This window comes from Pantoea sp. X-Soil-OKNW-713 (genome assembly GCF_059730685.1).
This window is the reverse complement of record NZ_AP035995.1, coordinates 1,050,578-1,075,060: the sequence shown is the minus strand read 5'-3', so window position 1 is coordinate 1,075,060 and position 24,483 is coordinate 1,050,578. Positions and strand designations below refer to the sequence as shown.

Sequence of the window (24,483 nt, the reverse complement as noted above, 5' to 3'; positions counted from 1 at the left end):
GGATTAATCCTGCAAGCGGGCGATCTCTTCGCCAAAATCACGAATATCTTCAAAACTGCGATAAACCGACGCGAAGCGAATGTAGGCCACTTTGTCGAGTTTCTTTAGCTCGTCCATCACCAGATTGCCAATCAGCTTGCTGGGGATTTCGCGCTCGCCGGTGGCACGAAGTTGCGTTTTGATATGGTTGACGGCGCTCTCCACCGCATCGGCACTCACCGGACGCTTCTCCAGTGCCTTCATCATGCCGCTGCTGAGTTTATCTTCGTTAAAGGGTTCACGCACATCGTTGCTTTTCACCACGCGCGGCATCACCAGTTCAGCCACTTCAAAGGTGGTAAAACGCTCATGACACACCAGACACTGGCGACGGCGACGCACCGAAGAGCCTTCACTGACCAGGCGCGAATCTATCACTTTGGTGTCCACAGCGGAGCAGAATGGGCAATGCATGACGTTTCCTGTCGCGAGAATTTGGGCCACACAGTGTAGCGCGATCTCGGTTTCAACAAAATGTGTTGAGATGAAAAGGGCGGCAATGGTTAAAACAGCGTGATAAATCACACCGCGACGATACAGTTCACGGGTTGTCGCGGCGCGATTTATCGCGCAACATTAGCCCTCCCCCACAATGGAAAGGACATTGCATGACGATCAGGATGTTATGGGCGCCAGCAGCGCTTTCTTTGCTGGTACTTAGCGGTTGCAGCTCAACACCCGGCACCAAACAGGTTACTCAGTTACATCAGGAAGTGGGGCAGCTGAATCAGCAAATGCGCCAGTTAACGAATCAGGCCGCAGCACTGGAAATTCAGGGCCAGCTAAACAGCCAATCCAATCAGGGTGCCTGGCTGTTACCTCAGTCCAATACGCCGGTGGAACTGCAAACCCAACTGGGTAAATTACGCCTGTCGCTGAGCCAGGTCGAAGGTGAAGCGACTGGCAGTCACGCCAATCTGACGATCCGCTCGACCGATGGCAAACCGGTTCCGGCGCTGAGTGCGACTGTCGTCTGGGGAGAAATGGACCCGGCCAGCGGTAAACCGTTAAATGCCGGCAGTCTCAGCCAGACCATCACTGCGCCCGGCAGTCTGACGCCACGCAGCTCCGTGGTGGTACCACTGCGCCTGAGCGGCCTTTCACCGGATCAACTTGGCTATGTTCGTGTGCATGATGTGACCGGCGCAACCACGCCGTGATGCGCAGTTTCTGTAGCGGCGCGATTTATCGCGCGGTTTACGGCAAAAAAAAGGGCTGCCATCTGGCAGCCCTTGACCTTTCTGGTCAGCAGTTACGGCATGATTGAAGGCTGATCAGCGCCCTCTTTCTCCACTTTCTGCACCAGCATATGTTCACGCTTCATGCCCAGCTTCAGCGCCAGAGCCGAAGAGACATAGATTGATGAGATGGTACCAATGGTCACACCAATCAGCATGGTCAGCGAGAAGCCTTTCAGCAGCGCACCACCAAAGATGAACAGAATCAGGATCATCGCCAGCGTTGTCAGCGAGGTGATCAGGGTACGGCTCAACGTCTGGGTCAACGACACGTTGGTGATATCGTATGAAGAACCGCGACGGATCTTGCGGAAATTCTCACGAATACGGTCGGAAACCACGATCTTATCGTTAAGCGAGTAACCAATCACCGACATCAGGGATGCCACGATGGTCAGATCGATTTCGATGTGGGTCAACGCCAGGATGCCGCAGGTGATGATCACGTCATGGGCCAGCGCCAGTACGGTACCCAGTGCCAGACGCCACTCAAAGCGGAAACCGATGTAGATCAGAATCGCGATCAACGCCGACAACAGCGCCATCGCCCCCGCCTGCGCCAGATCGCTGCCCACGCTCGGACCCACGAACTCGATACGCTTCACGGTGGCATTCTGCTGCGCGGTTTCGTTAATCACCGACACCACTTTGTTGCCCAGTTCCTGGCCTGCCGGACCTTGCACCGGAGCCATACGCACCATCACGTCACGGCTGCTGCCAAAGTTCTGTACCAACGGCTCATCAAAACCCGCTTTCACCAGCGCAACGCGCAGGGTATCCAGATCGGCCGGTTTTTCCAGGTTGATCTCAATCACCGTTCCGCCGGTGAAGTCGAGGCCCCAGTTGAAGCCACGCACACCAACGATGGCGACAGACGCCACAATCAGCAAGGCGGAGATGATAAAGGCAAGCGTGTCCCAGCGCATAAAGTCAATGACTTTACGCCCGTGGTTCAGCTGCTCAATATTGTATTCCTGTGCCACAACGCACTCCTTAGATAGACAGCTTGTTGATGCGTTTGCCGCCGTACACCAGGTTAACGATGGCACGGGTGCCGACGATAGCGGTAAACATGGAGGTCGCGATACCGATAGCGGTGGTAATCGCAAAACCTTTGATTGAACCGGTACCGACCGCATAAAGAATGATGACTTTAATCAGCGTCGTAACGTTAGCGTCGACGATACTGGAGAAGGCACCTTTGTAGCCTTCATGAATCGCCTGCTGCACGGAACGACCGTTGCGCAACTCTTCTTTAATACGTTCGTTAATCAGTACGTTCGCATCCACCGCCACCGCCAGCGTCAACACGATACCGGCAATACCCGGCATGGTGAGTGTCGCACCTGGCAGCAGTGACATGATGCCGACGATCAACACCAGGTTGCACAGCAGTGCGCTGGTCGCGATCAGACCAAATTTCTTATAGAACACCACCATAAAGATAATGGAAGCGATCAGACCCCACAGACAGGCTTCGAGACCCTGCGTGATGTTCTGCTGACCCATAGTTGGGCCGATGGTACGCTCTTCCACAATCTGAATTGGCGCAATCAACGCACCGGCACGCAGCAGCAGCGACAGCTGACGGGCTTCGTTCGGGTTGCTGATACCGGTGATACGGAAGCTGTTGCCGAGGCGCGACTGAATGTTCGCCACGTTAATCACTTCTTCCTGTTTCACCAGAATCGCACGGCCATTGGCATCTTTCTTGCCGCTGTCCTTGTACTCCACAAACAGGGTCGCCATCGGTTTACCGATATTGTCCTTGGTGAAGTTAGACATGATGTTACCGCCCGCGCCATCCAGTGAAATGTTCACCTGCGGCTGGTTGTACTCATCCATGCTGGACGTGGAATCAGTGATATGGTCACCGGTCAGAATCACGCGCTTGTACAGCACCACTGGCTGGCCTTCACGCGTCATTTTCACTTCAGAATCACCCGGCACACGACCACTGGCCGCCGCACTTGGATCAACCGTGGTGTTCACCAGACGGAATTCGAGGGTTGCCGTAGCACCCAGAATCTCTTTGGCGCGAGCAGTATCCTGAATACCTGGCAGTTCAACCACGATGCGGTCAGAACCCTGACGCTGTACCAGCGGTTCAGCGACGCCAAGCTGGTTAACACGGTTACGCAGGATATTGATGTTCTGCTGCACCGCATATTCGCGTGCTTCACTCAGGCGTGCATCGGTCATCACCGCGCGCAGGGTATCGCTGCCCTGGCTGGAGATCACCAGATCCTGATGACGTGGAGACAGATAGCTGATGGCCGCATCACGGCTGGTGCCGTCACGGAAACGGATTTCCACGCCATAGTTAGCGATTTTATTCACGTTAACGTAGGGAATGCCTTTGTCGCGCAGGTCGCTGCGCAGACCATCTGCATTCTGTTCCTGCAATTTGCTCAGCGCGGTATCCATGTCAACTTCCATCAGGAAGTGAACACCGCCACGCAGGTCAAGGCCGAGCTTCATCGGTTCTGCGGCCAGCATGCTCAACCAGCGCGGCGTAGCCGGTGCCAGGTTAAGTGCTACAACGTAGTTCTCGCCAAGGACATTCGTAATCGCTTCACGGGCGCGCAGCTGCACATCCGTGTTCGCAAAGCGCGCAAGAATCGCGCCATTTTCCAGAACGAGGGATTTGCTCTGGATATTATCTTTTTGTAAAACAGACTGGATCTGATCCAACGTTTGCTCACTGGCGGCGCCACCGCGCGCACCAGTGATTTGAACGGCCGGATCCTCACCATAAAGGTTGGGAAGCGCATAGAGCAGGCCGACGAGAATCACGACGACCAGCATGATGTACTTCCACAAAGGATAACGGTTTAACACGGCAGTTTCCTTCGGGAAGAAAAAATTACAGCGCCTTCATGGTGCCTTTCGGCAGAACGGCAGCCACGAAATCACGTTTAATCACTACTTCAGTGGTGTCGTTCAGGGCGATAGCGATGTAGCCGGTTTCAGCAACTTTAGTCACGCGACCTACCAGACCACCATTGGTCAGCACTTCATCTCCTTTGGAGATGGAATCCATCAACTTCTTGTGCTCTTTGGAACGCTTCTGCTGCGGACGCAGAATCATGAAGTAAAAGATCAGACCAAAGACCACCAGCATGATCACCAGAGAATAAGGACTTCCCTGCGACGGTGCGCCTGCTGCAGCCACAGCGTCAGAAATGAAAAAGCTCATTAAATTTCCCTCATTGATGAATTATCAGACGTTTAACGGCGGAACCGCTTTGCCCGTCCGTTGGTAGAACTCGCTAACAAAGTGCTCTAATTTACCCTCTTCGATGGCCTGGCGTAAACCCGCCATCAGACGCTGGTAATAGCGCAGATTGTGGATGGTATTGAGACGCGCGCCCAGTATTTCGTTACAGCGGTCGAGATGATGCAAGTAGGCACGGCTGTAATTGCGACAGGTGTAACAATCACACTCTGCATCCAGTGGCGAGGTGTCATCTTTATGCTTCGCATTACGGATTTTCACCACACCATCGGTGACAAACAGGTGACCGTTACGCGCGTTACGCGTCGGCATAACGCAGTCAAACATATCGATACCGCGACGAACGCCTTCCACCAGATCTTCCGGCTTGCCAACGCCCATCAAATAACGCGGTTTGTCGTGCGGAATTTGCGGACAGACGTGCTCCAGGATGCGGTGCATGTCCTCTTTCGGTTCACCCACCGCCAGGCCGCCCACAGCGTACCCATCAAAGCCAATCTCTACCAGACCTTTCACGGAGACATCACGTAAATCTTCGTAAACACTGCCCTGAATGATGCCAAACAGCGCATTTTTGTTACCGAGTGAATCAAAACGGTCACGGCTACGTTTCGCCCAGCGCAACGACATTTCCATTGAACGCTTCGCGTAGTCCCAGTCCGCCGGATAAGGCGTACATTCGTCGAAAATCATCACGATGTCGGAGCCAAGATCGAACTGAATTTCCATCGATTTTTCCGGATCGAGGAAAATCGGATCGCCATTGATCGGGTTACGGAAATGCACACCCGATTCGGTGATCTTACGGATATCACCGAGGCTAAACACCTGGAAACCTCCCGAATCGGTCAGGATTGGTCCTTTCCACTGCATGAAATCATGCAGATCGCCATGCAACTTCATGATCTCCTGGCCCGGACGCAGCCACAGATGGAAAGTGTTGCCGAGGATGATTTGTGCACCGGTATCCTGCACTTCTTCCGGCGTCATGCCTTTGACGGTGCCGTAAGTGCCCACAGGCATAAATGCGGGGGTTTCCACCACGCCGCGATCAAAAATCAGACGGCCACGGCGCGCGCGCCCGTCAGTTGTGTCTAACTCAAATTTCACATTGACCTCATCAGAGAAACAGTCTGACGTTTAAGACCCAACGCTCTCGTCAGGTGCATTCACATTACGGGTAATGAACATGGCATCCCCGTAGCTAAAGAAACGGTACTGCTCAGCCACCGCCGCCTGATAGGCCGCCATGGTGTGCTGATAACCGGCAAACGCCGACACCAGCATAATCAGGGTCGATTCCGGCAGGTGGAAATTGGTGATCAACGCATCGATCACCTGATACTGATAGCCGGGATAGATAAAAATCTGGGTATCATCGAAGAACGGTGCAATCAGCGCGTCTTTACTTGCCTGCGCGGCGCTCTCCAGCGAGCGTACCGAGGTCGTCCCTACCGCCACCACTTTATTGCCGCGTGCTTTACAGGCCAGCACCGCATCCACCACCTCTTGCGGCACTTCGGCGTACTCGGAGTGCATGGTGTGATCTTCAATACTCTCCACACGCACCGGCTGGAAGGTCCCGGCCCCTACGTGCAGCGTGACAAAGGCCATCTCGACGCCTTTCGCCTTTAACGCCTGCAACAGCGGATCGTCGAAGTGCAAACCGGCCGTCGGCGCAGCAACCGCGCCGGGGCGGGCGCTGTACACCGTCTGGTACAACTCACGGTCAGCTTCTTCATCCGGGCGGTCGATGTACGGCGGCAATGGCATATGGCCGACGCTGTTAAGAATATCCAGCACCGCACGGTCATCTTCGAACGCAATTTCAAACAACGTATCGTGACGCGCCACCATCGTCGCTTTGACACTTTCGTCATCGCCCAGCAGCAATTCTGCACCCGGCTTCGGTGCTTTTGACGCCCGAACATGCGCCAGCACACGTTTGTCGTCCAGCATGCGCTCCACCAGCATCTCGATTTTACCGCCGCTGGCTTTACGACCATAAACGCGCGCCGGGATAACGCGGGTATTATTGAATACCAGCAGGTCGCCCGGATTGAGCTTCTCCAGCACATCGGTAAACACGCCGTGACTCAGCGCACCGCTTGGGCCATCCAGCGACAACAGACGGCAACCGCTTCGCTGCGCCTGGGGGTAATGGGCGATCAAAGATTCCGGCAATTCAAAAGAAAAATCCGCTACACGCATGCTCAACTTCTTCAGGACTAAAAACAGGCGGCATAGTTTAGCGGAAAAGCGACCAATTCTGAACAACTGGCTGTGCCTCGTTGATTCTGCCTATAATGCGGCATGAACTTTCTCGCTCACCTCCATCTGGCCCAGTTGGCTGACAGCTCACTGCTTGGCAACTTAATGGCCGACTTTGTACGCGGTAATCCCCATCAGCAATGGTCAACTCCGATTGCCGACGGCATTATGCTGCATCGACGTCTCGATAGCCTGACCGATAGCCTGCCGGAAGTACGCGAAGCGCGGCAATGGTTCCGCGCCGAAACCCGCCGCGTGGCACCGATCACCCTGGATGTCATCTGGGACCATTTCCTTGCACGGCACTGGGATCAGTTCCATCCCATCCAGTCACTGGCCGCTTTTTCCGCCGCAGCAGAACGGGAAATTACGCCGCAGTTGTCAGGTACACCGGAAGGCTTTGTCGAGCTGAACGCGATAATGTGGCGCGAGCGCTGGCTGGAACATTACGCTGAACCCACCCGTCTGGCGCGCGTGCTGAATGGCATGGCGATGCGTCGTCCACGTCTCGCCGCGTTACGCGATTCGTATCAGGATTTCGTCGAAAATTATGCCGCACTGGAGCAACAATTCTTCCAGCTTTATCCGCGACTGATGGAACTGGCACGTACGCAGCAGCTGTAACATATTCTGAATCCTCTCCCCTCTTGCCAGCCGCAAACATCTGCGGCTTAATGAAGCCTTTCTTATCTTTCGTTACCTGGATCACACAGTCATTTCGCCTGTCACCCTTCCCTATCCCCTGAATGGGGCTTGAAACACGAAGGGTATAAATCATAAGAGGGAAAGATGTCATCAGCATCACTTACTGAACTTGACGCGCGTTACCACTTTGCTCGTGATGTCGCCACCGCCGCTGCCAGTCGCGCCTTCTCCTGGTATCAGCAACGTCAGCAACTGGTGGTCGAGCACAAGAAGGACCCACAGGATGTGGTCAGCGAAGCTGATCGTAATGTCGAACAACTGATTAAATACATGATCACCGAGCGTTTTCCGGATGATGCGGTGTTGGGTGAGGAGAGTGGCGGCGACACCCAGGGTGCCCGTTTTGTCTGGGTGGTTGATCCGATTGACGGCACCAGCAGCTTCATTAACGGTCTGCATAACTGGTGCGTATCGCTGGCTATCGTGTGTAAAGATGAGGCGGTAATTGGCGTGGTGTGCGATCCCAATCATCACGAGCTGTTCCACGCCTGCCGTGGCAAAGGTGCCTGGGTTAACGACAAACGGATTCAGGCCCACAGCGCTCAACAGCTTAATCAGGGCGTACTGGGCATCAGCAGTTCTAACAGCCAGCCCGCTGAACCGCTTACCAGCTTTATCTCCGCACTGCTGCACCAGGGTGGCATGTTTATACGCACCGGTTCGGGCGCATTGATGAGCGCCTGGGCTGCCGCCGGGCGTTTGATTGGCTATTACGAAGCGCATATGAATCCGTGGGATGGCCTGCCCGGCATCGTGCTGATGCGTGAAGCGGGTGGCGTCACCAATGATTATCTGCACAATGACGGGCTGAAGAACGGTAATCCGGTACTGCTCGCCAATGCGACGCTTTATCCACAATTAAAAGCGATGCTGCCTGCCTCTTTCCCCTTGTAATAAAAGGATGCGCGGATGTCCGTTCGATGCTCTCTGTCAGTACGCCTGCTGCTGGCAAGTTTTCTGTGGTTGTTGCTCGGCAATAGCCAGGCGGCGGAACACTATCAACTGGAAAAGGTGGTCGAAATCAGCCGTCACGGCGTGCGGCCACCGACCCCAGGTAACCGTAAAGAGATCGAAGCCGCCACACAACGCCCCTGGACGCAATGGACCACCCACGATGGTGAGCTGACCGGTCACGGCTACGCCGCGGTGGTTAACAAAGGTCGTTGGGAAGGTGAGCATTACCGTCAACTGGGCTTGCTCACCCGTGGATGCCCGACTGGTGCGGATATTTACGTACGCGCCAGTCCGTTGCAACGCACGCGCGCCACCGCTGAAGCGTTGGTGGATGGTGCCTTTCCTGGCTGTGGCGTGGCAATTCATCATGTGGATGGCGATATCGATCCGCTGTTCCAGAGCGAAAAGGAGCCATTTGCCCAGCTTGACCCGACCAAAGAACGCGCCGCACTGGTCGCCAAAGCCGGTGATTTAGCCGCGCTGCAACAGCAACTCCAGCCCGCCATCCAACAACTCAGGCAGGCAGTATGCGCCCCCGGTAGCGACTGCACGGCATTCACCCGTCCGTGGCAATTAAAAGAAACCAAATCAGGCCATACCTGGGTACAAGGGCTGAGCGTGCTGGCCAGCATGGTCGAAACGCTGCGCCTCGGCTGGAGCGAAAACCTGCCGTTAAACCAACTGGCCTGGGGCAATATCACCTCTTCCGCTCAGATCAGCGCCTTGTTGCCGATTCTGACCGCCAGCTATGACCTCAGCAACGATGTCCCTTACATGGCGCAACGCCGTGGCTCGATCTTGCTGGATGCGGTGATAAAAGGGCTGGAACAAGGCATCAACCGCGACGGCAATAGCTCACCGGATACCCGCTGGTTACTGCTGGTGGCGCACGATACCAATATCGCACGGGTGCGCACCCTGATGAACTTCAGTTGGCAGCTCCCGGGATACTCACGCGGCAATGTCCCGCCCGGCAGCAGCCTGGTGTTTGAACGCTGGCGCGACACACAAAGCGGGCAACGTTTCGTGCGTATCTATTTCCAGGCACAAAGCCTCGATGACCTGCGACATTTAACGCCGGTGGATGATCTTCATCCGTTACTGCGTCAGGAGTGGCATGAGAAAAACTGTAGAGTGACGGAAGTCGGCACCTTATGTCCTTATCAATCCACCCTGGACACCTTCCGCCAGGCGCTGGATAAACAGGCCATTATTCCCGTCAATTATCCGTAGCGGCGCGATTTATCGCACGGTGTTTCACGGATTGGTGGTCAGCTAACGGGCACGCGATAAAGCGCGCCGCTGTGCCTGTGGCTTATCTGAACAAAATACAACCATTAAGATTTCGTTAGCTATTTGTCAGCCTCTTCTGAGGATTTTCTATATTTCCCGTCAGGCGTTCGTATTCCCTTAACCTCGGGTTAACCTGTCAACGTCAATCATCCCTTGATTCATTATTTTTTACCCTTGTTTTTCGGCGACAAGGAGTCGCCGATTTATTTTTTTTTGCGCCATCTGCGTCAGGTAATTAAAAAATCAACGGGCGGTATTATGACCAAATCGGACAGCTTCCGTTATCGCGCGGATATTGACGGCCTGCGCGCTGTCGCCATTCTGTCAGTGGTGTTGTTCCATTCCGGTGTCAGCTTTCTGCCGGGTGGCTTTATCGGTGTTGATATTTTCTTTGTTATTTCCGGTTTTTTAATCGGTGGCATTATCAGTCGGGAAATCTCCGCTGGGCGCTTCTCCTTTTATCAATTTTATCTACGGCGTATTCGTCGTATCGCGCCTGCATTGTTTTTTATGATGGCCATATTGCTGCTGCTCGGCTATATCCTGCTGTCACCACTTGAATTCAGCCAACTGGCAAAATACAGCGTGGCGGTGTTTATCTCCGTGCCTAATATGCTGCTGATGAAAAGCGGTGACTACTTCAGCAGCGATTCTGATTTAAACCCGCTGCTGATGACCTGGTCGCTCGGTATCGAAGAACAGTTCTACGTGGTACTCCCCTTTATCCTGCTGCTGGCGGCACGTTTCAAACGCTCGATGGCTGGGGTGATTTTAGTCATCAGCATCGCTTCACTGGCCGCCTGCCTGTGGCTGACACCCACTGACAGCACCCATGCCTTCTACCTGCTCCCCACCCGCGCCTGGGAATTGGGGGCTGGCGTGCTGCTGGCGTTGTGGCAACCACAACCCATCAACGGACGCGCCGCAAACCTGTGCAATCTGCTGGGCTGGCTGTTGATCGTTGTCAGCGCCACGGTCCTGACGCGCGATGACGAATTCCCCGGCTGGCTGGCGATATTGCCGGTCGCGGCAGGCTGTCTGATGATTGGCGCGCGTGGTCGCCTGAACCAGTTGCTGCTGGAAAACCGCGTGATGCGCTTTATCGGTACCGTCTCCTACTCCTGGTACCTGTGGCACTGGCCACTGCTCAGTCTGGCGCGGATCTTTAGCGATCATCCCTTAACCGCGTGGCAGGGTCTGATGATCAGCGCCCTTGCCTTACTGATTGCCTGGCTGTCATGGCGCTTTGTCGAACAACCTTTCCGTCATCCTCAGCGTGGTACTCGCCTGGTGATCCCGGTTTACTGCGCCTCGTCGCTGGTGGCTGCCGGTGCCATGCTGGTGGTGTGGCAAACCGGTGGGATGAAATACCGTGTCAGTGAGTTAGTGGTCAACGGCGAATCCTGGAAGATTTCAGCGCAGCGCAATCCCTGCCTGCTGGATTATGGTGCCAATTTCCCGTCGTCCGATGCGCAGTGCCACCCGGTTACTGACCAACCCGGTATCGCGTTAATCGGCGACAGCCACGCTGCGGCGCTGCGCGCCACGGTGGCCGCGTATGCTCTGCGTCAGCACAAGCCCTTATTCCAGCTCACCAAAGCCTCCTGCCCGTTTCTGGTAGGCGTAACGCGTGTGGTGAGCCAGGTGCCGACACACGCACAACAATGCGTCGATTTTAATCGCGAGGTACTGAAGATGGTGCTGAGTGACAAGATTGATGAAGTGGTGATCAGCGCCTTCTGGGCATCCGGCATGAGTATCCTGCCCGGAGCAGGCTTCCGTGAACTGGCAAACCCTGAGAAGGACAATTTGGAAGCGCTGAAATTCGGCATGGATAACGTGATTGCTGCACTGCGCAAGGCGGGGAAAAAAATCACCATCATCGAAGACGCTCCATCGCTGGATATCGACCCGTTGCGTTACAGCAACAATCGCAATATCCCGATCCGCCGCGAGTTGAGTGACTGGCTGGGCCGCTGGGATACGCCGCCCTTACCCACCGCGCGCACCAAACTGTTCCAGTACCCGGAAGCCGCTGTGGATGAACTCTTGCAAAGTTATCAGGCGTCAGGGGTACGGGTGCTGTCTTTGCGTGACAAGCTTTGTAATGACCACGGTTGCATGTTCGCCAACGGTGGTCTGCCACTGTATTACGACAACAACCACCTTAGCCCTTATGGTGGCGAGATAGCGTTAGGCAAGAGCTGGTAATTATTCGCAAGTTATTGTAGCGGCGCAATTTATCGCGCAATGCCTTCAGGGGACAAAAAAACAACAGCGCGATAAATCGCGCCGCTACAAATGTTTGCGATCTTTACTTGTTACGCTTCACCAGTGGCCAGGCCAGCAGCAACAGCACAATCCACGCAAATCCGACATACAACGACACGCGCGTATCCGGGAAGTAACCGATCAACGCGATAATGAAGGCCAGGAATAGCACCCCAACCCATGCCGTGGTGCTGCCACCCGGCAGAGCAAATTGCAGCTTCCCGGCTTCCTGCTTACCAATTTTGCGGCGGAAGGCAATCTGCGACAGCAAAATCATGATCCACACCCACACGGTGGCAAAGGTGGCGAGGGAGGCAATCACCAGGAACACTTTTTCCGGCATCAGGTAGTTAAGATAAACCGCGACCAGCATCGCCACCATCATCACCAGTACCGTAACCCACGGAATACCGCGCTCAGACACCTTCATAAACATCTTCGGTGCATGTCCCTGCTGCGCCATTCCGTGCAGCATACGTCCCACACCGAACACGTCGCTGTTGATCGCCGACAAGGACGCCGTCAGCACCACAAAGTTGAGGATCGAGGCCGCTGCGGCAATACCGAGATGCTGGAAAGTCAGGACAAAGGGGCTGCCCGCTGTACCCACCTGGTTCCACGGATAGATCGACATAATCACAAACAGCGTACCGACATAGAACACCAGGATACGCCACGGCACGGAATTAATCGCACGCGGGATAGATTTGCTCGGGTCTTTGGCTTCACCGGCGGTGATGCCGATAATCTCGATGCCGCCGTAAGCAAACATCACCATCTGCAAGGAGAGCAGCATACCGACCACGCCGTGGGCAAAGAACCCGCCGTTGGTCCACAGGTTATGGATACCGGTTGGCTGACCGCCATTGCCGATGCCCCAGAAAATCATGCCGAAACCGGCAATGATCATGATGATGATGGTGGCGACTTTAAAGAAGGAGAACCAGAACTCCACCTCACCAAACACCTTCACGCTCATCAGGTTGATGGCACCAATAATCAGCACCACGCTCAGCACCCAAATCCAGTGCGGCACCTCGGGGAACCATACCCCCATGTAGATACCAAACGCGGTGACATCGGCAATGGCGACGATCAGAATTTCAAAGCAGTAAGTCCAGCCGGTGATATACCCCGCCAGTGGGCCAAGATAATCCTGCGCATAACGCGAGAAGGAGCTGGCCTGGGGGTTATTGACCGACATCTCCCCCAACGCACGCATGATGATATAGGCGACCGCCCCGCCAATGATGTACGCCAGCAGCACACTGGGACCGGCCATTTTGATGGCATCTGCCGAGCCATAAAACAACCCGGTGCCAATCGCCGAGCCCAGTGCCATAAAACGAATGTGGCGCGTGCTCAGTCCGCGTTTGAGCTTATTGGTTTCTTGCATAACTACAGTACCTTGCAAATGAAAAAACCACGGGCAGGCCCGTGGTCGAAATTAACAGCAATGTCGCTTACTGGTGAACGGCGACTTGTTCGCGTCCTTTTACGCGATCCACCACCGCGGCAATCAGCAGCATCACCAGCGACGGCGGCAACCAGGAGAGTCCCTGATCGGCCAGCGGCAGGTGCTGACTGAACAACGGCAGCGCGTCTTTAAAACTGGTGGTTTTGATGGCATCGACAATGCCGAACAACAGACTCACCAGCATCGCCGGGGCGATAATACGGCTGCTCTTGTTCCACCAGTTCAGGGTGAAGCTCAGCACCACCAGCACGATGCAGGGCGGATAAATCGCCGTCAGCACCGGAATGGAAATCTGAATCAGATGGCTCAGACCCAGGTTTGACACCACCATTGAGAACAGGCCGAGGATAAAGACCAGCGCTTTATACGACAACGGCAGGTATTGCGCAAAAAATTCTGCACAGGCGCAGGTCAGGCCGACCGCCGTCACCATACAGGCCACGAAGATCAGTGCCGCAAGGAAGAAGCTGCCCATGCCGCCGAAGGTCTGCTGCACGTAAGCGTGCAGAATCGCCGCGCCGTTGGCGTTCTGATCAACAATCGCGCCACTGTCTGAACCCAGCTTGAACAGGCACAGATACACCAGCGTCAGCCCCACACCGGCAATGATACCGGCCAGCATGGTGTAGCGGGTCAACAGGCCGGAATCTTCCACGCCGCGTGAACGCGCCGCGTTAACGATAACGATACCGAACACCAGCGCACCCAAGGTATCCATCGTCAGATAGCCGTTAACAAAGCCGCTGGAAAACGCCGCACGCTGATAATCTGCCGTCGCCGGGGAAAGCCCACCCGCAGGCCACAGCAGCGCGGCAACACCCAGCACCGTCAGGGCAACAATTTTCAGCGGTGCGAGGAAGTGACCCACGGTATCCAGCAGTTTGCCCGGATAGAGGGAGATCACGATCACCAGCGAAAAGTAAATCAGGCTGTAGATAAACAGCGGCAGCGCGCCGTCACCGGTCAGCGGGGCGATACCCACTTCAAATGACACGGTCGCGGTACGCGGTGTGGCAAACAGCGGGCCAACAGCCAGATAACAGACGGTAGCCAGCAGCAAACCGGCGGCTTTACCAATCGGCGAGCTGAGGGCATCGATACCGCCGCCAACGCGCGCCAGCGCGATAACGGTCATCACCGGCAGGCCCACGGCAGTGATCAGGAAACCAATGGCAGCAATCCAAACGTGTTCGCCAGACTGAATACCCACCATCGGTGGGAAAATGATGTTTCCTGCGCCAACAAACAGGGCAAACGTCATAAAGCCCAGCGCGAGGATATCCTTCGGGGTTAAACGATAAGTCATAAACTTCTGTACGGCCTGTAGCTGATGTTGCGGTGAAAGTTGAGTTTGTGTTGCCCCCTGACCGCGCCAAAACAACGACTTATCCATCAACGCCAGTGCGTTATGCTCGTCAGATAGTTAAAGCGCAGGTGATTTAGACTGCTTTTCTTCTGTTCACAGAGGGAAGAATCGACAACGGCGCGTAGTAAAACGTTTATAGCGGAGAAAGGCAATACGGGATCGGAAAACCAGAAGGATATAGCACTAAACAGATAAAAAGCAGTGAATCAATATAGATAAGCTCGAAATCACATCAGATGATTTGCTTAAACTTTCCACAACGCGGGAGATATCCGCGCATAACCGCGGTTTAAGATGCACAAAAGGCGCGATTTACGCGCCTGTTTGCACAAGTTTACAGCATCACCACACCTGATTTGCGATGTCGACCACCAGGCGGATTTTCTGCCACTGCTGATCTTCGCTCAGGCTATTGCCCTCTTCTGTTGAGGCGAAGCCGCACTGCGGGCTGAGGCAAATCTGATCCAGGCTGACGAATTGTGCCGCTTCCTGCAAACGTGCCTTCACCTGGGCCGGGTCTTCCAGCTCACCGGTTTTGGTGGTGATCAGGCCCAGTACCACCTGCTGATGACCCGGCTTGATAAAGCGCAGTGGCTCGAAACCACCAGAGCGCTCGTTGTCATATTCGAGGAAGAAGGCATCGATATTTACCCCGCCAAACAACACCTCAGCCACCGGCTCGTAGCCGCCTTCGGAGATCCAGGTGGAACGGAAATTACCACGACACACATGCAGGCCGACGGTCAGATCTGCCGGTTTACCTTCCAGAGCAGTATTCAGCACCTGAGCGTAGATACGCGCCAGTTCTTGCGGATCTTCGCCACGTTCGCGGATCTGCTGCTGCTGATCGGTGGAACACAGATAGGCCCAGACGGTATCGTCCAGTTGCAGATAACGGCAGCCAGCCGCGTAAAACGCCTGAATGGCATCTTTGTAAGTTTGCGCCAGATCGGCGAAGTACTCTTTCAGATCCGGGTAAACGTTGGCGTCGATCACTTTGCGACCACCACGGAAATGCAGCACGCTCGGGCTGGGAATGGTCATCTTCGGCACTGCGTCACCGGCAATGTTTTGCAGGAAGCGGAAGTGCTCCAGCATCGGGTGGTTCGGGTTAAACGCCACTTTGCCGGTCACTTTCACGCCACGCGCTTTCGTCTGCACGCCATTAAATTGAATGCCCTGCTCCGCTTCGTAACGCTCGACGCCAATCAGATCATCAAAGAAGTCGAAGTGCCACCAGGCGCGGCGAAATTCACCATCGGTAACCACTTTCAGACCGTTGGCACGCTGCTGCTCCACCACATGACGGATAGCGTCATCTTCGACCTGACGCAGCGCGGCGGCATCAATTTCACCCTTAGCAAACTGCTCGCGAGCCTCTTTGATAGCGGCGGGACGCAGAAAACTGCCGACGGTATCGGCGCGGAACGGGGCGGTTACTCGTTGCATGATCACTCCTGGCTAAAGCCGTAAACGCATGGTTGCGTCAGGTAATAATTTCACCTGGTTATTTTTGGCCATCCGGATGGCTATATGGCTAAGGAGAGTGACATGTTGGACGGATTTGGGCAAACGAAGAAAATTCAGGTGACATGAAGAAAATTCATGTTGCGATGTTCGTTCTTCAATTTTCCTCAATGGCGGCACGCGCCTGCGCCATCTGACTCTCAGACAACGGCAGATATCCCGCCTCACTGACCCGACGCTGCCCCTGGGGTGACAGCACCTGATGCAGAAATGCCGACACCAACGGCGGCAACGGTTTCCCGGGCGCTTTATTGACGTAGATATAGAGCGGGCGCGACCACGGATAGTGGCCGCTACGGATAGAATCGGCATCCGGCATCACGCTTTCACCGCTATTGGTGACCACCGGCAGCGTCTTCACCCCACTGAGATGAAAGCCAAAGCTGGCGTAACCAATGCTGTTGGGCGTCGCTGCCACCGCCTGCACCACCGCCGCCGATCCGGGAAACTCCGCCACATCAGCACGGAAGTCGCCCTTGCACAGCACCTGCTGCTTGAAGAAGCCCCAGGTACCGGACGCGGAGTTACGTCCGTAGCGTTGGATACTACGCGTGGCCCAATGTGGATCGGTCAGACCGACATCCCCCCAGCGCTGCGGCACCTGCTGCGCACCGCACAGACGCGTCACTGAAAACAGCGCATCAAGCTGCTGTGGCGCAATTTGCTTCAGCGGATTGTCCTGATTGACCACCACCACCAGCGCATCCATTGCCACCGGCACCGCCAGCGGAGGATAGCCATAGCGCGCGATAAACAGTTGGCGCTCATCCACCTGCATCGGACGGCTCATCGCGCCAAGCTGGGCAGCACCCGCCGCCAGCGCAGTGGGTGCCGTTGATGAACCCGCCGCCTGTACCTGCACATTCACCCCCGGTGACTGACGGCTGAAATCCTCGCCCCACAACGTCATCAGATAACCGAGGGTATCAGAACCGACACTGCTCAGGTTGCCCGCCAGCATGGTTTGTTGCCCCTGCGCCAGCACAGAGAACGACAGCAAAATGAACAGCAGCAACGATTTCATGCAAGGATTCCACGTAGCGGCGCGATTTATCGCGCAGTCTTTTGAGCGATTTATCGCGCAGTTTTTTGGTGTTCCAATTGAACGGCGCGCGATAAATCGCGCCGCTACGGGGAAATCAGAACGCTTATTGCGCCACATTCTCCCGTATCTGGCTGGCGACGATCAACCGTGACGGCAGGATAAAGCTGAAACACGTTTCCTGATGCGGCACGCTGGTGATTTCCAGCCGGGCGTTGTGGTGACCGAGGGCATGCTTAACAATCGCCAGCCCGAGGCCGCTGCCACCGGTAGCGCGCGAACGCGCTTTATCCACCCGGTAGAAACGTTCGGTCAAACGTGGCAGATGTTCCGGGCTGATCCCTGGCCCGTTATCGCACACCTTAAACTCGGCACCCTGTTTATTACGTAGCCAGCTGATATCAATGCGCGTCCCTTCCGGCGTATGGTTGACCGCGTTATACACCAGGTTGGAGATGGCGCTGCGCAACTGTTCATCATTACCCAGCACTTTGAGATGCGGATCGGTGTGGAAATGGATCTCATGACGCCCCTGGCTCAAGGTTTCCGCTTCGCGCTGGAGCAGCAACAGCATGGTTGGCACATCTACCGTCTCTTTCATATCGAGGGCGGGAGCAGCTTCAATGCGCGACAGCGTCAGCAGTTGCTTCACCAGGCTATCCATACGTCGCGTTTGCTCCGTCATGGTTTGCAACGCTTTGCTGCGTGAACGTTCGTTCATCACCGAATCGTTCATCATCTCCAGATAGCCTTGCAACACCGTCAGCGGGGTACGCAACTCATGGCTGACGTTGGCGAAGAAGTTACGTCGCGCGCCCTCCAGTTGATGCATTTGCGTCACATCACGCGCCACCATCAGCCACTGCCCTTCGCTGTAGGGCATCACGCGAAACTCCATATGATGTTGATTATTCAGCACCAACGTCAGCGGCTTATTAAAGTCACGCTGGCGGATATAGCGGGAGAATTCAGGATAGCGCAGCAGGTTGAGGATGTTCTGACCATTGTCTTCTGGCCAGCGCAGGCCGAGATGCTGTTGCGCCAGGCCGTTACACCAGAAAATGATACCCTCTTCGGTGGTCAGCACCACCGCATCCGGCAGCGATTCTGCACCGCTGCGAAAGCGTTTGATCAGGTTGCCCAGCTCGCGACGACGACGACGGTTACGCAACTGCATTTGATACAGCCCGTAAAACAGCGGTTCCCAGCTGGCGCGTCCACCGGGCGGCGTCATGGATCGATCAACCCATAACCAATGGGAGAGTCGCATCAGGTTCCAGAAATGCCACAACAGCAAACCCAGCACCGCGATCAGCAGCAGCCAGGGGAGATAGCCAAATACCAGACCTAAAATCAGTGCCGGCAGACAGACCAGCACCAGTTCGGTCAATAATCTCTTCCAGGAGAGTCGTTCCAGCACGGTAAAGACTCCGTTTAGTAGCGAGCAGAGAAACGATACCCTGTTCCGCGTACGGTTTGTACCATGCGATCGTGGCCGGAGACCTCCAGCGCTTTACGTAAACGACGGATATGCACATCGACAGTACGATCTTCGACATACACATTGGTGCCCCAGACATGGTTCAGCAGTTGTTCACGGCTGTAAACGCGTTCCGGGTGCGTCATAAAGAAGTGCAGCAATTTGTACTCAGTCGGTCCCATCTCCAGCGGCGTGGCTTCGGACATCACGCGATGTGATGACGGGTCAAGGCTCAGTCCCTGCATCTCAATCACCTCTTCCACCGCCATCGGCGAAATACGCCGCATCACCGCTTTGATACGCGCCATCAACTCTTTCGGGGAAAACGGTTTGGTGATGTAATCGTCAGCGCCCACTTCCAGACCGCGTACACGATCTTCTTCTTCGCCACGCGCCGTCAGCATCATCACCGGAATATCGCGCGTCATGGCTTCACGTTTCAGGTGCTTGATAAACTGGATACCGCTACCGCCAGGTAACATCCAGTCCAGCAAAATCAAATCCGGCCAGGGTTCGATGAGCTTCCCTACTGCGCTGTCATAATCTTCCGCCTCAATCGGCTGGTAATCGTTCTGTTCCAGCACGAAACATAACATTTCACGGATGGGAGCTTCGTCTTCCACAACCAAAATGCGCTTAGCCATTATTACTCCTGCTGATATGACGGCTGTCACTGGGATTTGCGGCGTCATTATGCGTCAGTTTTATGACACTTTTATGAAAAACCCAACCCTGGAAATTTAGTGGAAAAACAGAAATGTGACAGCCGTGAGGCGTTTTTTTTTCTTTCGTGGTGAAGTCGTTATAATTCCCCATCGCTTTTTCTGGCAGGGAGCATCCATGCGCATCATCCATACGGCAGACTGGCATCTGGGCCAGTTCTTTTACAGCAAAAGTCGCGCTGCTGAACATCAGGCATTTCTCGACTGGCTGCGCCAGCAGATTGACCAGCATCAGGTGGATGCGCTGATTATCGCCGGTGACCTGTTTGATACCGGCTCACCACCAAGCTATGCGCGTGAAATGTTTAACCGCTTCGTGGTGGCGTTGCAGGCCAGCCGCTGCCAGTTGATCGTTCTGGCAGGGAACCACGATTCGGTGGCAACGCTCAATGAATCACGCGAACTGCTTGCCTGCCTCAACACGCAGGTGATCACCAGCGCTACGCCGCAGGGCGAGCAGCAGGTGCTGACCCTGAAGCAGCGCGACGGTACACCAGGCGCGCTGCTGTGCGCCATCCCTTATCTGCGCCCGCGCGATATTTTGCGCAGCCAGGCCGGACAGTCCGGGCGGGAAAAACAGCTGTCGCTGCTGGAAGCCATCGAACAACATTATCAGCACTGCTTTGCCGCCGCAGAGGCGCAGCGCGCAGCACTCGGGGGCAAACTGCCGATTATCGCCACCGGCCATCTCACCACCGTCGGCGTAACCAAAAGCGACTCGGTGCGCGATATCTACATCGGCACCCTCGATGCCTTTCCGGCGCAGGCATTCCCGGCAGCGGATTACATCGCCCTCGGCCATATTCACCGAGCACAACGCATTGCTGACAGCGATCATATTCGCTACAGCGGTTCGCCTATTCCACTCAGCTTTGATGAGTTGGGCCGCGACAAGAGCGTGTTTCTGCTGGATTTCAGCACCGGCCTTGATGCCGTGACGCCGCTGACCATCCCGCTGTTCCAGCCAATGCAGATGCTGAAAGGATCGCTGGCGGATATCGAACGGCAACTGGCGCTGTTCAAAGAAAAAGAGGGCGACCTGGCGGTGTGGCTGGATATTGAAATCACCACTCAGGAGCACCTGAGCGACCTGCAACGCCGCGTGGAACAACTGACGGAAAACTTACCGGTGGAGGTGCTACTGGTCCGCCGCAGCCGCGAACAGCGCAGCCGCAGCCTGGCGCGACTGGATAACGAAACTCTGAGCGAATTGCAGGTTGAAGAGGTGTTTGCGCGTCGTCTGGCGCTGGAAGAGGATCTGGATGCCGACCAGGCAGCACACCTTACGCAACTGTTTCGCACCACCCTTGCCGCGCTGGAGAACCCCTCTGCATGAAAATCCTGACGCTGCGTTTTAAAAACCTCAACGCCCTGCGCGGAGAATGGTTTATCGATTTTCGCCGTGAGCCATTTGCCAGTAACGGTTTGTTTGCCATTACCGGGGCCACCGGCGCTGGTAAAACCACCCTGCTCGACGCCATCTGTCTGGCGCTGTATCACCAGACGCCACGTCTCGGCGTGCTGTCGCAAACCCAGAACGAACTGATCACCCGGGATACCGCCGAATGCCTCGCCGAGGTGGAGTTTGAGATCAAGGGTGAAGCCTGGCGTGCCTTCTGGAGCCAGAACCGCGCCCGTGGTCAGGCCGACGGCAAATTGCAGGCTCCGCGTGTTGAGCTGGCGCGTTGTGCCGACAACCAAATCGTTGCCGACAAAGTGGGCGACAAATTAAAACTGATCGAAACCCTATCCGGTCTTGATTTCGCCCGCTTTACCCGCTCAATGATGCTGTCGCAGGGGCAATTTGCTGCCTTTTTGAATGCCAAACCGGGCGAGCGCGCCGAGCTGCTGGAGGAGCTGACCGGCACCGAGATCTACGGGCAAATCTCAATCCAGATTTTCGAGCGCTACAAAAGCGCGCGTGCCGATCTCGACACGCTGCGCGCCCGCGCCGGAGGAATGTCGTTGCTGGATGAGACGCGGCGGGCTGAGCTGGCAAGTCAGTTGGAACAACTCAATGCAGCCGAGGTCACGCTGAACCAGCAGCTCACCACTGCGCAGCAGCAACAACAGTGGCTGAGTCAGTCCCAACAATTAGCTGGCGAACAGCAACAGGCGCAACAGGCGTTGCAGGCGGCAGAAAACGCATGGCACCAGGCCGAACCTGAACGTCAGAGGCTGGCGCGCGCCGAACCGGCGGAAAAATTACGCGATAAACTGCAACAGCGCACACAGCTGGAACAGGAAAATATCGCCCTCGCCCGGCAAATGCAGCAGGTGCAAGCGCAGCATCAACAGGCGATCCATGCCCAGCAGCAAGGCGAAGCACGTTTCCACACGGCCCAACAGGCGCGCGAGCAGGCACAGCACGCACAACAACAACTGGAAACGCTGCTGACCGAGCAGGTCATCCCACTTGATCAACACATCGCGACCCTGCAACAGCAGGTCAGCGACCAGCAGCGCCAGATAACGGCGCAACAGCAGTTGGTGCAGCAAAACAGCACCGCACTCAGCCAGCAACAACAGGAGAGTGAACGCTTACAACAACTGTGGGATGAGCAGCAACAATGGCGCACCCGCGAAGCCAGCGTCGCGGCCTGGGGCGAGCATCTGGCGCGCTGGCAATCCGACATTACCCGGCTGGATGAACGCGAGCTGGCCGTCACCCAGTTGAGCAATCAGCAACAGCAGCAACAACAGCAGCTTGACCAGCTCCAGCAAGCTTTCGCTGCCCGTCAGCAGGCGCTGCCGGCCGCGCCGCCTGCTATCGATCAGGTCCGTGATACGTTAGCGCAACATCAGGTGCAACGTGCATCACGTCAGCAACTGACCCTGTTGACGGCGCAGTGGCGTTCACTCCAGCCACAGCAACAACAACGTCAGGCAAAACTGGATACGCTCTCCCAGCAATATCAGGCGGAAGAACAGGTTTTACAGGCGCTGCGCGAGGAGTGGAAGCGAGTCAATCAAGCGCGACTTGATGTGCAGAAAATCTGTGATTTGGAACTCACCATCGCCAACCTGGCGGATGAACGCGCCCGGTTACAGCCAAACCAACCCTGCCCGCTCTGCGGCTCGTGCCAGCATCCGGCTATCGACGAATATCGGCAATTGGCACTCGGTGAAAATCAGCAGCGTCTTGTCGCTCTGCAAAACCAGGAGACGCAGCTCAAAGAATCCGGCACCGCCAAAGGTGAGCAGCAACGCCTGTCATTGCTGCAACAGCAGGCGTTGCAGCAGGAACTCAAGGAAATCGGGCAGCAGCTCAGCACGCTGAGTGAACAGTGGCAACGGTTGACCGGTGAGCTGGCGCTCACCTTCACGCTGGAGCAGCAGGACGATGTGACCCGCTGGCAACGCGAGCAGGATCAGCAGGAAAATCAGCTACGGGAATGGCTGGAGCATCTGCAACAGCAGCAACTGGCACAGCAGCAAATTACCAGCGTGCAGCAGACGCTGAACGATCTCAACCAGCGTAGCGAAGCCGAGCGGGCTGCGTGGCAGCAACTCAGCCAACAACTGGCACAGCAACTGACCCAACATCAGCTCACCCTACCCGCGCGCGAGGCGCGTGAAGACTGGTTGAGCGCGTTGCAGCTACGCTGGCAGAAATGGCAGGAGAGTGAGCGGTTACTCACCACCCTGCAACCGCAGTTGGCGAAAGCCAACAGCGAGCACCACAACCTGCAACAGAATCTTGCGCGTGAACAGCAGCGTCTCGCGGCGTTGCAACAAACGTTCAGCACCTTGCAACAGCAATGCAGCGAACAGCAACAGCGTCGGCAGCAACTGTTTGGCGACCGCCAGGTGCAGGCCGAACGTCAGGCGCACCAGGCGGCGCTACACAAATGCGAACAGGAAGTAGCGCAGCAATTACAGGCCTGGCAGCAGGCGCAAAGCGCCGCGCACAGCCTGGACGGTCAACGCGCGCAAATCGAACAGCAGCAACAGGCACAAACCGCTCGTCTGGAGGCAGCAACCCGAGATTTCCTCAGCGCTTTGCAGCGCAGTGATTTTGCCGACGAAGCCGCACTACGCGCAGCGCTGCTTGATGCTACCGACGTTGAGCAACTGCGTCAGCGTTTACAGGCGCTGGAACAGCAGCATCAACAGCACATCACCCTGAGCCAACAACTGACGCAGCGCGTCACTGCCCACCAGCAACAACGTCCGGCCGAACTGAGCGACGAACTGGCGGCAGAGATCGGCCCCCGGCTGGAAAACTTGCGCGTGGCGCTGCGCGACAACGCACGTCAACAGGGAGAGGCACAGCAACAGTTGTCCAGCGACACGCAACTACGTGAGCAGCAGCAGGCGCTGTTGACGCAAATCAGCAGCTACGAAGCGGAACTGGTGCAATGGAGCCAACTTAACGAGTTAATCGGCTCCGCCAAAGGTGACAAATTCCGCCGTTTCGCCCAGGGGTTAACCCTTGATCACCTGGTATGGCTGGCGAACCGTCAGCTCGATCGCCTGCATGGTCGTTATCTGCTGCAACGCCGTGCCACGGATGAGCTGGAACTGGATGTGGTGGATACCTGGCAGGCCGATGCCACCCGCGACACCCGCACGCTGTCCGGTGGCGAGAGTTTTCTGGTCAGCCTGGCGCTGGCACTGGCGTTATCCGACCTCGTCAGCCACAAAACCCGCATCGAATCGCTGTTCCTTGATGAAGGCTTTGGCACGCTGGATGCCGAAACGCTCGACACCGCGCTGGACGCCCTCGATGCGTTGAATGCCAGCGGCAAAACCATTGGCGTTATCAGCCATGTGGAAGCGATGAAGGAGCGTATTCCGGTGCAGATCAGGGTACGTAAGATGAATGGTCTGGGATACAGCAAACTGGAATTGCCGTAA

General features: G+C 55.9%; 19 protein-coding genes. 7 read left to right on the top strand and 12 right to left on the bottom strand.

Annotation, left to right across the window (positions count from 1 at the left end):
- Positions 1–3: 3 nt before the first annotated feature.
- Complete coding sequence (gene nrdR, locus AC6I8R_RS04835) at positions 4–453, bottom strand: transcriptional regulator NrdR (protein ID WP_021185864.1); 450 nt, start codon at positions 451–453, stop codon at positions 4–6.
- Between the two features lie 194 nt (positions 454–647).
- Here nrdR and AC6I8R_RS04830 point away from each other — a divergent pair, with 194 nt between their 5' ends.
- Complete coding sequence (locus AC6I8R_RS04830; protein ID WP_036627548.1) at positions 648–1,199, top strand: SadB/YajI family lipoprotein; 552 nt, start codon at positions 648–650, stop codon at positions 1,197–1,199.
- A 92-nt stretch (positions 1,200–1,291) separates the two neighbouring features.
- Here AC6I8R_RS04830 and secF read toward each other — a convergent pair whose 3' ends face one another.
- Genes secF through queA form a run of 5 tightly spaced genes read right to left on the bottom strand, consistent with a single transcriptional unit; the run spans position 1,292 to position 6,726 of the window.
- Positions 1,292–2,260, bottom strand: a complete 969-nt coding sequence (secF, locus tag AC6I8R_RS04825) for a protein translocase subunit SecF (protein ID WP_021185866.1) — start codon at positions 2,258–2,260, stop codon at positions 1,292–1,294.
- A 10-nt stretch (positions 2,261–2,270) separates the two neighbouring features.
- Positions 2,271–4,118, bottom strand: a complete 1,848-nt coding sequence (secD, locus tag AC6I8R_RS04820) for a protein translocase subunit SecD (protein ID WP_021185867.1) — start codon at positions 4,116–4,118, stop codon at positions 2,271–2,273.
- 25 nt (positions 4,119–4,143) lie between these two features.
- Complete coding sequence (gene yajC / locus AC6I8R_RS04815) at positions 4,144–4,476, bottom strand: preprotein translocase subunit YajC (protein WP_013508103.1); 333 nt, start codon at positions 4,474–4,476, stop codon at positions 4,144–4,146.
- 24 nt (positions 4,477–4,500) lie between these two features.
- Positions 4,501–5,625, bottom strand: coding sequence for a tRNA guanosine(34) transglycosylase Tgt (tgt, locus tag AC6I8R_RS04810; protein ID WP_013508102.1), 1,125 nt, complete (start codon positions 5,623–5,625; stop codon positions 4,501–4,503).
- Between the two features lie 30 nt (positions 5,626–5,655).
- Complete coding sequence (queA, locus tag AC6I8R_RS04805; RefSeq protein ID WP_041525736.1) at positions 5,656–6,726, bottom strand: tRNA preQ1(34) S-adenosylmethionine ribosyltransferase-isomerase QueA; 1,071 nt, start codon at positions 6,724–6,726, stop codon at positions 5,656–5,658.
- Positions 6,727–6,828: 102 nt separating this feature from the next.
- Here queA and AC6I8R_RS04800 point away from each other — a divergent pair, with 102 nt between their 5' ends.
- From AC6I8R_RS04800 to AC6I8R_RS04785, 4 genes are all read left to right on the top strand, one after another.
- Positions 6,829–7,410 carry an acyl carrier protein phosphodiesterase gene (locus AC6I8R_RS04800; protein WP_021185869.1) on the top strand — a complete coding sequence of 194 codons (582 nt, stop codon included), beginning with the start codon at positions 6,829–6,831 and terminating at the stop codon, positions 7,408–7,410.
- A gap of 165 nt (positions 7,411–7,575) precedes the next feature.
- A complete protein-coding gene (locus AC6I8R_RS04795) occupies positions 7,576–8,385 on the top strand; it encodes an inositol monophosphatase family protein (RefSeq protein ID WP_415174741.1) in 810 nt (269 codons plus the stop codon).
- Between the two features lie 15 nt (positions 8,386–8,400).
- Entirely contained in the window at positions 8,401–9,678 is a 1,278-nt protein-coding gene (locus tag AC6I8R_RS04790; protein ID WP_415174742.1) for a histidine-type phosphatase, read from the top strand.
- 318 nt (positions 9,679–9,996) lie between these two features.
- Positions 9,997–11,949, top strand: a complete 1,953-nt coding sequence (locus tag AC6I8R_RS04785) for an acyltransferase family protein (protein ID WP_497831970.1) — start codon at positions 9,997–9,999, stop codon at positions 11,947–11,949.
- Between the two features lie 103 nt (positions 11,950–12,052).
- On the opposite strand, the gene proY is transcribed toward AC6I8R_RS04785, so the two are convergent.
- From proY to phoB, 6 genes are all read right to left on the bottom strand, one after another.
- Entirely contained in the window at positions 12,053–13,405 is a 1,353-nt protein-coding gene (gene proY / locus AC6I8R_RS04780; RefSeq protein ID WP_497830162.1) for a proline-specific permease ProY, read from the bottom strand.
- A 67-nt stretch (positions 13,406–13,472) separates the two neighbouring features.
- Entirely contained in the window at positions 13,473–14,792 is a 1,320-nt protein-coding gene (gene brnQ, locus AC6I8R_RS04775; RefSeq protein WP_036627602.1) for a branched-chain amino acid transport system II carrier protein, read from the bottom strand.
- A gap of 402 nt (positions 14,793–15,194) precedes the next feature.
- Positions 15,195–16,301, bottom strand: coding sequence for a cobalamin-independent methionine synthase II family protein (locus AC6I8R_RS04770; protein ID WP_497831969.1), 1,107 nt, complete (start codon positions 16,299–16,301; stop codon positions 15,195–15,197).
- 175 nt (positions 16,302–16,476) lie between these two features.
- Positions 16,477–17,403 (bottom strand): PstS family phosphate ABC transporter substrate-binding protein, encoded by a 927-nt coding sequence (locus tag AC6I8R_RS04765; protein WP_415174745.1) that lies wholly within the window; start codon positions 17,401–17,403, stop codon positions 16,477–16,479.
- Between the two features lie 124 nt (positions 17,404–17,527).
- Positions 17,528–18,841: a phosphate regulon sensor histidine kinase PhoR gene (gene phoR, locus AC6I8R_RS04760; protein WP_415174746.1), complete on the bottom strand. Its 1,314-nt coding sequence runs from the start codon at positions 18,839–18,841 to the stop codon at positions 17,528–17,530.
- A gap of 14 nt (positions 18,842–18,855) precedes the next feature.
- Positions 18,856–19,545 carry a phosphate response regulator transcription factor PhoB gene (phoB, locus tag AC6I8R_RS04755; protein ID WP_021185878.1) on the bottom strand — a complete coding sequence of 230 codons (690 nt, stop codon included), beginning with the start codon at positions 19,543–19,545 and terminating at the stop codon, positions 18,856–18,858.
- 196 nt (positions 19,546–19,741) lie between these two features.
- Between phoB and sbcD the strand changes: the two genes are divergently transcribed.
- Both sbcD and AC6I8R_RS04745 read left to right on the top strand, forming a co-directional pair.
- A complete protein-coding gene (sbcD, locus tag AC6I8R_RS04750; protein ID WP_021185880.1) occupies positions 19,742–20,959 on the top strand; it encodes an exonuclease subunit SbcD in 1,218 nt (405 codons plus the stop codon).
- The gene (locus tag AC6I8R_RS04745) at positions 20,956–24,483 is read left to right on the top strand and encodes an AAA family ATPase (RefSeq protein ID WP_497831968.1); all 3,528 of its coding nucleotides are present in this window, start codon (positions 20,956–20,958) and stop codon (positions 24,481–24,483) included. Before sbcD ends, AC6I8R_RS04745 begins: the two co-directional genes overlap by 4 nt.

What these genes read in the sequence shown, in the direction of transcription:
- nrdR (WP_021185864.1), bottom strand. Translation starts at nt 453, where the DNA reads ATGCATTGCCCATTCTGCTCCGCTGTGGACACCAAAGTGATAGATTCG.
- AC6I8R_RS04830 (WP_036627548.1), top strand. Translation starts at nt 648, where the DNA reads ATGACGATCAGGATGTTATGGGCGCCAGCAGCGCTTTCTTTGCTGGTA.
- yajC (WP_013508103.1), bottom strand. Translation starts at nt 4,476, where the DNA reads ATGAGCTTTTTCATTTCTGACGCTGTGGCTGCAGCAGGCGCACCGTCG.
- queA (WP_041525736.1), bottom strand. Translation starts at nt 6,726, where the DNA reads ATGCGTGTAGCGGATTTTTCTTTTGAATTGCCGGAATCTTTGATCGCC.
- AC6I8R_RS04800 (WP_021185869.1), top strand. Translation starts at nt 6,829, where the DNA reads ATGAACTTTCTCGCTCACCTCCATCTGGCCCAGTTGGCTGACAGCTCA.
- AC6I8R_RS04795 (WP_415174741.1), top strand. Translation starts at nt 7,576, where the DNA reads ATGTCATCAGCATCACTTACTGAACTTGACGCGCGTTACCACTTTGCT.
- AC6I8R_RS04790 (WP_415174742.1), top strand. Translation starts at nt 8,401, where the DNA reads ATGTCCGTTCGATGCTCTCTGTCAGTACGCCTGCTGCTGGCAAGTTTT.
- AC6I8R_RS04785 (WP_497831970.1), top strand. Translation starts at nt 9,997, where the DNA reads ATGACCAAATCGGACAGCTTCCGTTATCGCGCGGATATTGACGGCCTG.
- proY (WP_497830162.1), bottom strand. Translation starts at nt 13,405, where the DNA reads ATGCAAGAAACCAATAAGCTCAAACGCGGACTGAGCACGCGCCACATT.
- brnQ (WP_036627602.1), bottom strand. Translation starts at nt 14,792, where the DNA reads ATGACTTATCGTTTAACCCCGAAGGATATCCTCGCGCTGGGCTTTATG.
- AC6I8R_RS04770 (WP_497831969.1), bottom strand. Translation starts at nt 16,301, where the DNA reads ATGCAACGAGTAACCGCCCCGTTCCGCGCCGATACCGTCGGCAGTTTT.
- AC6I8R_RS04765 (WP_415174745.1), bottom strand. Translation starts at nt 17,403, where the DNA reads ATGAAATCGTTGCTGCTGTTCATTTTGCTGTCGTTCTCTGTGCTGGCG.
- phoB (WP_021185878.1), bottom strand. Translation starts at nt 19,545, where the DNA reads ATGGCTAAGCGCATTTTGGTTGTGGAAGACGAAGCTCCCATCCGTGAA.
- sbcD (WP_021185880.1), top strand. Translation starts at nt 19,742, where the DNA reads ATGCGCATCATCCATACGGCAGACTGGCATCTGGGCCAGTTCTTTTAC.
- AC6I8R_RS04745 (WP_497831968.1), top strand. Translation starts at nt 20,956, where the DNA reads ATGAAAATCCTGACGCTGCGTTTTAAAAACCTCAACGCCCTGCGCGGA.